The 12,378-nt window shown below is 55.1% G+C and carries 10 protein-coding genes and 2 pseudogenes; 10 read left to right on the top strand and 2 right to left on the bottom strand.

Annotated elements, in window-relative coordinates; translation table 11 throughout:
* Positions 1-16 precede the first annotated feature (16 nt).
* Genes ACRZ95_RS21810 through ACRZ95_RS21800 form a run of 3 tightly spaced genes read left to right on the top strand, consistent with a single transcriptional unit; the run spans position 17 to position 3,278 of the window.
* A complete protein-coding gene (locus ACRZ95_RS21810) occupies positions 17-700 on the top strand; it encodes a fumarylacetoacetate hydrolase family protein (RefSeq protein WP_170681623.1) in 684 nt (227 codons plus the stop codon).
* 60 nt (positions 701-760) lie between these two features.
* Entirely contained in the window at positions 761-2,296 is a 1,536-nt protein-coding gene (locus ACRZ95_RS21805) for an acyl--CoA ligase (RefSeq protein WP_170681621.1), read from the top strand.
* Positions 2,297-2,300: 4 nt separating this feature from the next.
* Entirely contained in the window at positions 2,301-3,278 is a 978-nt protein-coding gene (locus ACRZ95_RS21800) for a 2-dehydropantoate 2-reductase (protein ID WP_170681620.1), read from the top strand.
* A 132-nt stretch (positions 3,279-3,410) separates the two neighbouring features.
* Here ACRZ95_RS21800 and ACRZ95_RS21795 read toward each other — a convergent pair.
* A pseudogene (locus ACRZ95_RS21795) lies at positions 3,411-3,632 on the bottom strand (IS3 family transposase); the annotation flags it as partial.
* A 58-nt stretch (positions 3,633-3,690) separates the two neighbouring features.
* On the opposite strand from ACRZ95_RS21795, the gene ACRZ95_RS21790 reads away from it, so the two are divergent.
* From ACRZ95_RS21790 to ACRZ95_RS21765, 6 genes and pseudogenes are all read left to right on the top strand, one after another.
* Complete coding sequence (locus tag ACRZ95_RS21790; RefSeq protein ID WP_170681618.1) at positions 3,691-4,398, top strand: IS6 family transposase; 708 nt, start codon at positions 3,691-3,693, stop codon at positions 4,396-4,398.
* Positions 4,399-4,472: 74 nt separating this feature from the next.
* Positions 4,473-4,892: pseudogene (terL, locus tag ACRZ95_RS21785) on the top strand (phage terminase large subunit); the annotation flags it as partial.
* A 585-nt stretch (positions 4,893-5,477) separates the two neighbouring features.
* A complete protein-coding gene (locus ACRZ95_RS21780; protein WP_117872863.1) occupies positions 5,478-6,503 on the top strand; it encodes an ABC transporter substrate-binding protein in 1,026 nt (341 codons plus the stop codon).
* Between the two features lie 90 nt (positions 6,504-6,593).
* Positions 6,594-8,720: an ABC transporter permease gene (locus tag ACRZ95_RS21775; RefSeq protein WP_480555598.1), complete on the top strand. Its 2,127-nt coding sequence runs from the start codon at positions 6,594-6,596 to the stop codon at positions 8,718-8,720.
* Positions 8,717-9,790: an ABC transporter ATP-binding protein gene (locus tag ACRZ95_RS21770; RefSeq protein ID WP_170681612.1), complete on the top strand. Its 1,074-nt coding sequence runs from the start codon at positions 8,717-8,719 to the stop codon at positions 9,788-9,790. Before ACRZ95_RS21775 ends, ACRZ95_RS21770 begins: the two co-directional genes overlap by 4 nt.
* Before the next feature lie 2 nt (positions 9,791-9,792).
* Complete coding sequence (locus ACRZ95_RS21765; protein ID WP_170660750.1) at positions 9,793-10,359, top strand: histidine phosphatase family protein; 567 nt, start codon at positions 9,793-9,795, stop codon at positions 10,357-10,359.
* Between the two features lie 6 nt (positions 10,360-10,365).
* On the opposite strand, the gene ACRZ95_RS21760 is transcribed toward ACRZ95_RS21765, so the two are convergent.
* Positions 10,366-11,133, bottom strand: coding sequence for an inositol monophosphatase family protein (locus ACRZ95_RS21760; RefSeq protein ID WP_170681610.1), 768 nt, complete (start codon positions 11,131-11,133; stop codon positions 10,366-10,368).
* Positions 11,134-11,528: 395 nt separating this feature from the next.
* Between ACRZ95_RS21760 and ACRZ95_RS21755 the strand changes: the two genes are divergently transcribed.
* Positions 11,529-12,236, top strand: coding sequence for an IS6 family transposase (locus ACRZ95_RS21755; protein WP_170681608.1), 708 nt, complete (start codon positions 11,529-11,531; stop codon positions 12,234-12,236).
* The last annotated feature ends 142 nt before the right edge of the window (positions 12,237-12,378 follow it).

Below are 12,378 nucleotides of genomic sequence, written 5' to 3'. Positions count from 1 at the left end.
GCTGAGGAGGAAAGCGATGTCCGGTCATGTCATTCCCGCGCCGCAGGTGCATACTATACCCGTAGCGGGGGGCGGCACATTCCCAGTGCGTCGCGTTTATTGCATCGGCCGAAACTACGCCGCACATGCAATTGAAATGGGTCATGACCCTAACCGGGAACCTCCGTTTTTCTTTCAGAAGAATCCTAACAATCTGGATTCCTCGGGTGAATTCCCGTACCCACCGCACAGTTCCGACGTGCACCACGAAGCAGAAATGCTCATTGCGCTCAAGTCCGGCGGTACGAATATCTCGGTGGACGATGCATTGGATCATGTCTTTGGATATGGTCTCTCGCTTGATATGACCCGACGCGACCTGCAGGGGCAGATGAAAAAAATGGGCCGTCCTTGGGAAATTGGTAAAGCGTTTGAACGCTCTGCGCCATGCGGGCCTATTCACAAGGCATCAGAAGTTGGGCATCTCGACCATGGTCCAATTACTTTGACGGTGAATGGTGACGTTCGGCAAGAGGGTGATTTGAACCAGATGATCTGGAAGGTCCCAGAGATGATCTCCTACCTGAGCGACTACTTTGAGCTCGCTGCCGGAGACGTCATCCTTTCTGGAACACCTTCTGGCGTTGGCCCTGTGAACCGTGGCGATGTTATGGTTCTGGCCGTCGACAAACTGGGTAGCATAACGGTCAACGTAACTTAGCAAGTACTACAACAAACCCTCTCCGCGAATTAGGCCAATGCTTTTGTGAACGGATCCCGGATGCCCCATCTAGTCGCTGAATTGATTGCTCCCCATTCCGGCACTGCAAATGCTATCGGTGCTCCCGGCCGATCTTGGTTGAACTACCGTGGGCTCCGCGAGCTTTGCGCAAAGGTCAAAGCGGATCTCTACCAGATCGGAGTAGGTCGTGGAGATCGAGTTGCGATCGTTTTGCCCAACGGCCCAGAGATGGCGACGGCTTTCATATCCGTTGCCCAAGTGGCTACGACGGCACCTCTGAACCCTGCCTACACTTATGAAGAGTACGTATTTTACCTAAAGGACCTGCGGGCTAAGGCACTTCTTGTAAGTGAAAACGAAGACGGACCTGCGGTAAAAGCGGCAACGGACCTCGGCATCGCTATATTGCGGGCGTCTTCCGATAGCTTCCAAAAGGCCGGGCAGTTTTCGATTTTGTCCCGCGACCCAATTGGAGTCGCTGATACCTCTGCGCCGCGTGAAGATGATGTTGCCCTGATACTCCACACTTCGGGAACAACGTCGCGCCCAAAGATCGTCCCTCTGACGCAGGCAAATATCTACGCATCTGCGAGAAATGTGGCTTCGTCTTTGAAACTGACAATCGATGATCGTTGTCTAAGCATCATGCCGCTGTTCCATATCCATGGGCTGATCGCAGCAGTCGCGGCTTCTTTAGGCGCCGGATCGCAAATTAGCTGCGCCCCTGGGTTCAACGCTCTAAGCTTTTTTTCGCAGGTCGCTGAAGTTGATCCGACTTGGTATACGGCAGTTCCGACGATGCACCAAGCTATTCTGACCCGAGCTGCACGAAACCAATCAATCATTGATCAATCGCAGTTACGCTTTCTTCGATCTTCCTCTGCTTCGTTGCCCGCACCAGTTATGGAAGAGTTGGTTGCAACATTTAGTGCGCCCGTCATCGAAGCCTACGGCATGACAGAGGCCGCGCACCAAATGTGTTGCAACCCGCTTCCTCCGCAAAAGCAAAAGCCCGGATCTGTTGGAATAGCTGCAGGACCCGAAGTCAGGATTGCACACGAAACGGAAGATGTGTTGATCGCTTCGCGGGATGTCGGAGAAATCGTTATCAGCGGTCCAAACGTGACACCGGGATACGAAAGCAACCCGCAGGCAAATGCAGACAATTTCTTTGAAGCGGATGGAAAGCTTTGGTTTCGTACCGGTGATCAAGGGTCGTTCGACGAAGAGAATTACCTGCGGCTGACCGGACGCCTTAAAGAGCTGATAAATCGCGGTGGAGAAAAAATCAGCCCGCTCGAAGTCGATGCCGTGCTTCTGAGCCACCCGGACGTTGCTCAGGCAGTTTGTTTTGCCGTCCCACACGAAAAACTGGGCGAGGATATCGCGGCGGCGGTGGTACTGTCCGAGGGCGCGGCGATCGCGGGTACAGAGGTCCGGGATTTTGTCGGCGAACGGCTCGCAAAATTCAAGGTGCCGACATCAGTGGTCATTCTCGAAGAGATTCCAAAAGGCGCGACTGGTAAGATACAACGGATTGGGCTGGCCGCTAAACTGGGGCTGACAAGGGCTTAGACACATGAAAGTTTGCATCTTTGGTGCCGGAGCTATCGGAGGTTACGTTGCCGCGAAGCTTGCGCAGACTGACGTCGACGTCAGTGTCATTGCGCGTGGCGCCCATCTGACTGCAATGCAGGAAAATGGGCTGACTCTCCTTGAGGGTGGGCGGGACCCGATCAACGTGCGGGTACGCGCCTCCGGCGATGCCGCCGATCTTGGCCCACAAGATTATGTCTTCATCACGCTAAAAGCGCACTCTGTTCCAGCGGTTGTAGATACAATGCAGCCCCTGATTGGATCCGCGACAACACTAGTAAGTGGTGTGAACGGGGTGCCTTGGTGGTACTTCCACAAACTGGAAGGTCCCTACGAAGGGAAGAGGTTGCGGTCTGTGGACCCGGGTAACGTGCAATGGAATGGTTTCGGGCCAGATCGGGTTCTAGGATGTGTCGTCTACCCAGCCGCAGAAGTCGCTACTCCGGGAACTATCGATCATGTCGAAGGCAATCGTTTTTCTTTGGGCGAGCCTGATGGTTCCAAATCAGACCGCGCTGCCAAGTTTTCGGCGGCACTATCCGCTGCTGGGTTACGTGCGCCCGTGAGACCAAGAATTAGGGACGAAATTTGGCTAAAGCTATGGGGCAATCTGTCGTTCAACCCGATTTCCGCTCTTACCCACTCAACACTTGATGTATTGTGTACTGATCCAGGTACACGGTCTGTGGCGCGCGGAATGATGCTTGAGGCTCAGGAAATCGCCGAGAAACTTGGGATCAGGTTTCCGGTAGATGTTGAAAAACGTATTGACGGCGGGGCGGCAGTTGGCGCCCACAAGACCTCTATGTGGCAGGACTTGGAGTTGAGCCGACCAATGGAAATTGATGCACTGGTCACTTCGGTGCAGGAATTGGGACAACTGATCGGGATCGCAACACCTACAATCGACACTGTTGCATCACTGATAAAACTGCGGGCAAAAGTCGAGGGTCTTTATTAAGCTTCTGCCAGCGATCATCTGGCCTTGTCAGAAGAACTTTGGTTGAGCAGGGCAGGGGGTGTCCGTCATCGAATGATTTGGAACACGAGCGTTTGATTGGTTTTGGTGGATCAGGCTCGCTGTAGTTTCTATCTACGCCGCGTTCTGATGATGCAGCAAGCGGCGTTTCTGGATTGTCTGGTGTTTGATTTCCTTTCTTCGTCTGAGGATTGTTTCGGCTCGACCGAAATAGACATCGGCGGGTGTCAGATTGCTGATGCTCTCGTGGTATCGGTTGTGGTTGTAGTGATCGATGAAGTTGCCGATGGCCTGTTCGAGCGCTCCTGGCGGATAGTAGTTTTCCAGCAGGACACGGGGTCTTGTCAGAAGAACTTTGCTTGAGGCGGGCAGGGTGGTTGCGTAGCTTTTGCCCATGACCAGACCCACGTCTTTCAAATACTTTAAAACCAGTCCCGAGATCATCCGCTTGGCGGTTATGCTGTACATCCGTTTCCCTCTCTCGCTTCGGAATGTCGAAGATCTGTTGCACGAGCGAGGCATCGACGTGAGCCACGAAACTGTCCGATATTGGTGGAACAGGTTCGGGCCGGTGTTTGCTGCGGAGATCCGAAGAAAGCGTGTGCAGCAACTGCGCGCCTTCTCCAAATGGAAGTGGCACGTTGACGAGGTTTTCGTGAAGGTGAATGGCAAGCGGCATTATCTTTGGCGGGCTGTTGATCACGAAGGTGAGGTGCTGGAAGCCGTTGTCACCAAACTCCGAAACAAAGCTGCAGCACTGAAATTCCTTAAGAAATTGATGAAGCGACACGGTTGCGCCGAAGAGATTGTCACAGATCGCTTCGCTTCCTACAAGGCTGCGCTCAGAGAAATGGGCGCGCTTGAAAAACAAAGGACGGGCAGGTGGCTCAACAACCGCGTCGAGAATTCGCACCTGCCGTTTCGACGACGCGAACGCGCGATGCAACGATTCAGGCGCATGCGAAGTTTGCAGAAATTCGCCTCCGTCCATTCCTCGGTCCACAACCACTTCAACCAGGAAAGATCGCTCACCAGCCGGGACACCTTCAAGCTGACACGCGCCGCCGCTCTTAGCGAGTGGCGTCAGCTTTGTTCCGGATAGGTTCGCGGTTTCCGCAGCAAACTGAGACTGGTTCGAATTAGTCTGACAGCACCTTTCGGGCTCGAACGAACTATACTGAGGTGCGCAACGCTGTTCTTCGATTGCGCAAACAGTGGCGCGCGGACCGGGTCTTGATCGAGTCCTCGGCGATGGGTATCCACCTTTTGGATGAATTGAAACGCACCGCTGCAGGTGTTTACATGCCCGTCAACGTGGTCACCGACAAACTGGACCGTTTCATCCCACAGACCGACTGGATAAAATCTGGTAAGTTAGTCATCCCTACGGACAAGCCCTGGTTTGATGAGTTCCGTAGGGAACTGCTGGCGTTTCCGGATGCTGTCAAAGATGATCAGGTAGATGCCCTGACCCAGTTCGCTGAATACATGCGTCGAAGGCAAGGGACGTATCTCGATACAGATCCTTACACCGGCCGCCGCCAAGGCAACTATCGACCCGAACGACCAAGAAGGGAAGATCGCATGCGGTTCTGACGCCAGCGAGGGCGTTTTCCAGCGACCTTGGGCTGGATATCAAGTCTTCGACCTCGAACGTCTGCGATGGAGCGCAAAGCTGCCGTTAGGGCCAACTGCAGCGAAGGTCCGCTCGAGCCCATTGTTGACGTTCGGAGGGTAAATTTCCTCGGTCAAGTAGCGCGATGAGAACGCACTCACTGCGTGAACCCACACATCACAAGTGGGGTCAAAATCGGAAGCTAGCTTTCAACATTCGCGGCAAAATCTGTATGATCGCTAGACCATCTGATTGCCCAGAACACATTCGCCAATTGGCGCAAGTATCAAGCTCCGCGCATTCGAAGGCTATGGGTGAGCTTGCGATCTTCCTTTGAATAATGCTTGCAATGGTGCTTCGTTTGGATCGCACTGATTTTGTCGCTCTGCAAAAATCCTTGCGAAACAAGTGTTAGAGTGGTCAGACTTACATAGTCACAAAGAGGAAAAGCCGTACCGAGACCGGTGAAATAAGAAGATGCCACAATTAAGCGTGGCCGCCCTCACAGGTGACATGACAGTTCCCGGCTCAAAGCTGGAAGCTGGATAGTTATGGGAGGAAAGACTTTGAAAAAATTGACAAACACACTTGCTGGCTCACTGATCGCATTCGCCGCTTCCATGGGTGCTGCGCAAGCCGACAAGCTGACATTCTACTGTTCGGCGCAGGAAGACTGGTGCCAGCTGATGGCGCGCAGTTTCGAGGACGCCACCGGCATTGACGTGAACATGACTCGCAAATCCTCTGGCGAGACTTTTGCGCAAATCCGTGCGGAAAGCTCAAACCCAAAAGGAGATGTCTGGTGGGGCGGCACTGGTGACCCGCACCTTCAAGCCGCCGAAGAAGGTTTAACTATGGAATATGTCTCGCCCATGCGTGACCAGTTGCATGACTGGGCAATTTCACAGGCCGAAAGTGCTGGCAACAAGACCATCGGTATCTATTCGGGTGCGTTGGGCTATGGCTACAACTCTGACCTCCTGGCGGCCAACAACCTGCCTGAACCCGCCTGCTGGAAGGACCTGCTCAAGCCTGAGTATAAAGGGCACGTTCAGATGGCGAACCCGAATTCGTCCGGAACTGCCTACACGACGCTGGCGTCGATGGTGCAGATCTTTGGCGAGGACGAGGGCTTTGAGTTCATGAAAGGCCTTCACGCCAACATAAATCAGTACACCAAATCCGGTTCGGCGCCCATCAAGGCCGCGGGTCGTGGCGAGAACACGATAGGCATTGTCTTCATGCATGACGCTGTCAAGCAGGCGGTATCGGGCTTCCCTGTAAAGGTTGTCGCCCCGTGCGAAGGCACTGGTTACGAGATCGGTTCGATGTCGATCATTGAAGGCGCTCGCAACGAAGAAGAAGCCAAAAAGTTCTACGACTGGGCGTTGAGCGCCGAAGCGCAAAACCTCGCGCTTGAAGTCAATGCCTTCCAGGTTCCGTCCAACAAGGGTGCGCAAACATCTGAAAGCGCCCCGGATATGAGCCAGATCAAGCTGATTGACTACGACTTCAAAAAGTACGGCTCCTCTGATGAACGTAAGCGTCTGCTGCAAAAGTGGGACGAAGACGTTTCGGTTCTGCCGCAGTAAGTGACTGACACTGCGAAAACCAGGACCCACCCGGTATTGATCTTCTGGATCATTGTCGGGTGGGTCGGCTACGTCCTGCTGCCATGGTACATGGTTGAGGATGGCCTTTGGTCATTTGAATGGCTCTTTAACGGCTATCCGTATGACGAAGATTTTGCGCCCGCTCTATTTCTGATCGGGCAGGGTGAAAAGCTCTGGCTTGCACCCTTGCTGATACCGCTGGCATTGCCAATTCTGGTGCTTGGGAAACCTAAATCTGATCCGATCTACGCTAAGATCCTGATACTTGCGGGTGCACTGGGCTTCGGCTGGCTGATTGCGCAAGGCTTCGGGATCGGCATTCGCGGCTTCAACTTCGACTGGCTCAAGGCCCTGTTTGGCGCGCCAAAAATCCGACAGTTCGGCATGGGGTATGGCGCGATGTTCTGTGCGTCGGCCTTCCTGTTCCTGCTCACGCAGGGCATCGCGGCGCGCGGTGCAGTCAACGGCGATGTGTTTGTCGTCAGCGCCATCGGCGGTGTCATTACAATTGTCACCGCCTTCGTGTTCTTTCCAATTGCCAACATGCTGTTTTCGGCCTTTGTGACCGAAGACGGCGCCTATTCGGTATCTGTTTTTGCCTCGAAGTTCTTTGATGATCGTCTCTGGGGATTGGGGTGTTTTTGGGGTGCGAAATGCGGCGCCGCGTGGAACTCCCTCTTTTTGGCCATTCTCGTCGGCCTGATCACCACGGTTCTGGGACTTTGTTTTGCGCTTGTGGTCACCAGGTCAGGGTTTCGGTTCAAGCGTGGGATGCGCGCGCTGACTGTTTTGCCAATAATCACGCCTCCCTTCGTAATCGGGCTGGCCTTGATCCTACTCTTCGGTTTGTCCGGGTCGGTCACAGTCTTTTTCGCTGATCTTTTTGGCGTGCAACCGTCGCGGTGGCTCTATGGAATGCCGGGCGTCCTGATCGCCCAGACGCTGGCCTTCACTCCCATCGCATTTCTGGTGCTGATTGGTGTTGTCGAAGGCGTGTCGCCGTCGATGGAGGAAGCCGCCCAAACGCTGCGCGCCAATAGGTGGCAAACCTTCCGAACGGTGTCGCTGCCCCTGATGAGACCCGGTCTGGCGAATGCATTTCTGCTCGGCTTCATCGAAAGCATGGCCGACTTCGGCAACCCGCTTGTTCTAGGCGGTAATTTTGACGTTCTGTCGACCGAGATATTCTTTGCCATCGTCGGCGCGCAATATGATCAGGGTCGGGCCGCCGTGCTGGCCATGGTACTGCTCTTCTTCACGCTGTCTGCTTTTTACGCACAGCGCGCCTGGCTCGGTACGAAAAGCTACACCACCGTTTCCGGCAAGGGGGACGCCGGGGTGCATCCGCTGATGCCCAATGGGCTGGCAATACCCGTGCTGGCCATCGCGACCATCTGGGCGCTGTTTACAGCGGTTGTGTACGGCATGATCATTTACGGCAGCGTCGTTGAGCTTTGGGGTGTCAACAACACGCTCACCTTCAAACACTATTTCACCGCCTTCTCAGTTCGCTTTGAAGAGGAAGGTATCCGCTGGACGGGTGCCGCATGGGACAGTTTCTGGACCACCATCAGCATTGCGGCCATAGCGGCTCCGCTGACGGCAGCTGTAGGACTGGTGACCGCCTACTTGCTCACGCGCCAAAATTTCTCCGGAAAAAACGCCTTCGAATTCGGAACGATGCTGTCCTTCGCCATTCCCGGTACCGTCATCGGGGTCAGCTACATCCTGGCTTTCAACGTTCCCCCGATTGAAATCACAGGCACTGGTGTGATCCTCGTGATCAGCTTCATTTTCCGCAACATGCCCGTCGGCGTGCGTGCGGGCATTGCATCCATGTCGCAACTGGACAGGTCGCTTGATGAATCCTCGCTGACTCTGGGTGCAAACTCGTGGCAGACGTTCCGACGCGTGATCCTGCCCCTGCTCAAGCCCGCCATCCTAGCGGCACTCGTCTACAGTTTTGTCCGCGCGATGACCGCGATCTCGGCAGTCATTTTTCTGGTATCGGCCGAATACGACATGGCGACCAGCTACATCATCGGGCGCGTCGAGAACAATGACTACGGCCTTGCCATCGCCTATTCCACCACGCTGATCTTCGTGATGCTGGCATCTGTAGGGCTTTTGCAATTCCTCGTGGGCCGCGTGCAGATCGGACGGCGCACCCAGATCGGAGCGGAAAGAACGACATGACGGATACCAACATTGCTAGTAAAGCCGCGCCGGTTCGGTTCGAAGGAGTGTCAAAAGTATTTGGCAAAGATGTCGTGGCCGTCGACAACATCGACCTGCATGTGGAAGCAGGTAAACTGGTGACGCTGCTGGGACCATCGGGCTGCGGCAAAACAACGACGCTGCGCATGATTGCCGGTCTGGAGATGGCCAGCTCGGGCAGGATCGTGATTGGCGATCGCGACGTGACCAAGCTGCCCGCGACCGATCGCGATGTGTCTATGGTGTTTCAGTCTTACGCCCTGTTCCCACATATGAGCGTGCTGGAAAACGTGATGTACGGTTTGACATTCTCCGGCTTTGCTAAGAGCGAGGCCAGATCGCGCGCGCTCAAAGGGTTGGAACTGGTGGGCCTCAAGGGCTTCGACAACCGTTTGCCTAGCGAGCTGTCAGGAGGCCAGCAACAACGTGTCGCAGTCGCCCGCGCGCTGGTGCTGGAACCGCAGGTGCTGCTCTTTGACGAACCCCTTTCGAACCTCGATGCCAAACTGCGCCGACAGGTGCGCGAAGACATTCGCTCCATTCAGCGGGACCTCGGACTGACGGTTGTCTATGTAACCCATGATCAGGAGGAAGCGCTTGCCGTGTCCGACGAGATCGTCGTCATGCGTAACGCCGTCATCGCCCAGATCGGCACACCACGGCAACTCTATGACGCACCAATCGACCGCTTCGTGGCTGACTTCATCGGTGAAGCGAACCTGATCGAGTGCAAAGTCGTCGAATTCGATGGCGATCAGGCGACAATCGACATCGAAGGTCACCGCCACAGCTTGCCCTCTCGCGATTTGCCCGTGGGTCCGGCAACGCTGGCGGTGCGTCCGTCCCGCATCCTGATCGGATACGAAACCGGCATCCCGGCAAAAGTCTCCAAAGCTACCTATGTCGGCGTGCGCATGGAATATACGCTGACCGGCGCATTCGGACAGGTGTTTGCCGTGCAGGACGACGTGGATGATCCGTTGCAACCGGGCGCTGACGTCAAAATGGCCTTTGCAGACCGGGGACCGGTTTTGCTGCCTAAGGGCTGACATTGCCGAAACTCGTTATCATTTCGCACCCGGAAGTGGTCGTGAACCCAGAGATCGCAATCACCAACTGGGAACTGAGTGAGGTGGGCCGCACCCGGGCCGAAGCATTTGCAAATGCGCCGATCATGGCCTCGGTCAGCGCCATCTGGTCCAGCACCGAACGCAAGGCAGAACAGACAGCTGCGATCCTGGCCAAACCGCACGGCCTTGAGGTGAAGGTAAACCCGGCGCTGGGCGAAAATGACCGCAGTGCCACCGGTTTCTTGCCACCGCACCAGTTCGAAGCCGCCGCCGATGCATTCTTCGCTGCACCCGACGTGAGCTTTCGCGGCTGGGAAACCGCGACAGATGCTCAGGCCCGGATTGTCGGGGCAGTCACGTCAATCATGGACGCGCACGATGGTGGTGATCTTGCCATCGTAACCCACGGCGCGGTTGGGACGCTGCTGTGGTGTCATCTCTCCGGGGTGCGGATTGATCGCCAGCACGACCAGCCTGGGCAGGGGCATTTCTGGAGCGCTGATTTGGACACGCTGTGCTGCAACCCCGGCTGGCGGGCTATCGCCTGACGCAAATCAGACGTGCCACGCCTTCTCGCAAATTGCTTTGAGATCATCAAAGATCTTTGGCGTACCGGCAATGACACGGCCACCATCGCGGATCATTTCATTCGCGTCCTGTTCTTCGACGACGCCGCCCGCCTCTGTGATCAACAGCTGACCGGCAAGACAGTCCCACGCGTTCATATGCTCTTCGACGTACCCCAACAGCCGGCCTGCTGCGACATAGGCAAGCGACAGCGCGCCGCTTGCATTGCGATGATACATGGCCCCGCGTTCGATGATGGCTGAAATGATTGGTATCACCTTTGCCGCTTCGATGCGGTTCGAATATCCGACCGAGACGGTCCCGCTTGCCATATCGACGCCTGATGCGACCTGCATTGGCTGCCCGTTGAGCGTTGCTCCCGCCCCCCGCATGGCGACATAGGTCTCAGCCACGTTCGGCTCGTGAATGACACCGATTTGTGTTTGTCCCTCTGAAACAACCGCCAGGACGATCGTCCACGCCGGAATGCCGTTTACGAAGTTCGTGGTGCCGTCAATTGGGTCTATTACCCAGTCAAACCCGCTGGACCCTGATTTCGCAGCGTGCTCCTCTCCGAAGATTGCGTCATCGGGATAGGCCTCGGCTATTTTTTCGCGAACATACGTCTCGACATTCCGGTCGGCTTCGCTGACCCAATCCTGAGCACCCTTTGCATCCACCACCAGAGTGTCTCTATTGCAAAAATATTTTATAGCCAATGCACCTGCTTCTTCAGCCAATTTGGTGGCGAACATACTTCGATCAGAGATGCTATGCACTCGACCCTCCTGCCGTTAAATTCTGTTTCTGATTATGAACAATAGGCGGTGCCGGGGGTCAGCACCACTAAGCAACATTGAAACCCGTTTCGTCGGTTTCTTCAGATACATATTACGACAACGAAATGAAGCCCCAAACTAATCGTGGACAGCGGACCTATGCATTTGATGTCTCTTACGTGAAGGCCCGCTTTGAGCGCGTTGTAGCCCAAAGCCGATTAATTTCCGACGGTACAGCTTAAGCCCATAAAACCTTTGACCGACCATAAATCTAGCGACGGTCTTGTCAGAAGAACTTTGCTTGAGCGGGGCAGGATCTTGTCAGAAGAACTTGGGTTGAGCGGGGCAGTGGTGTTGCATAGCTTTTGTCCATGACCAGACCTGCCTCTTTCAAGTACTTCAAAACCAGCCCAGAGATCATCCGCCTTGCGGTGATGCTGTACATCCGTTTCCCGCTCTCGCTTCGAAATGTCGAAGACTTGTTGCACGAGCGAGGCATCGACGTGAGCCACGAAACTGTACGATATTGGTGGAACAGGTTTGGCCCTATTCTTGCTGCTGAGATTCGAAGAAAGCGTGTCCAGCACCTGCGCGCGTTCTCCAAATGGAAGTGGCACGTGGACGAGGTTTTCGTGAAGGTGAATGGCAAGAGACACTACCTCTGGCGGGCCGTTGATCATGAAGGCGAGGTGCTGGAAGCCATTGTCACCAAACGCCGAAACAAAGCTGCGGCACTGAAATTCCTCACGAAATTGATGAAGCGGCACGGTTGCGCCGAAGAGATCGTCACAGATCGCTTCGCCTCATACAGAGCCGCGCTCAGAGAGCTGGGCGCGCTCGAAAAACAACAGACGGGAAGGTGGCTCAACAACCGCGTTGAGAATTCGCACCTGCCGTTCCGACGAAGAGAACGCGCCATGCAACGGTTCAGGCGTATGCGAAGTCTACAGAAATTCGCCTCCGTCCATTCCTCTGTCTACAACCACTTCAACCAGGAAAGATCGCTAGCCAGTCGAGACACCTTCAAGCTGACCCGCGCCGCCGCTCTTAGCGAGTGGCGTCAACTTTGTTCCGGATAGGTTTGCGGTTTCCGCAGCAAACTGAGACTGGTTCGAATTTGTCTGACAGCACCGGGCGTATAGCCTTAGATTGGAGGCACGGCACGCACGGCGACCAACTGTCTGGCCGCCACCCTTTCACGATGTATCATATACAGCCCCG

This window comes from Ruegeria sp. AI3, assembly GCF_056541245.1.
This window is presented reverse-complemented; position numbering and strand designations above follow the sequence as displayed.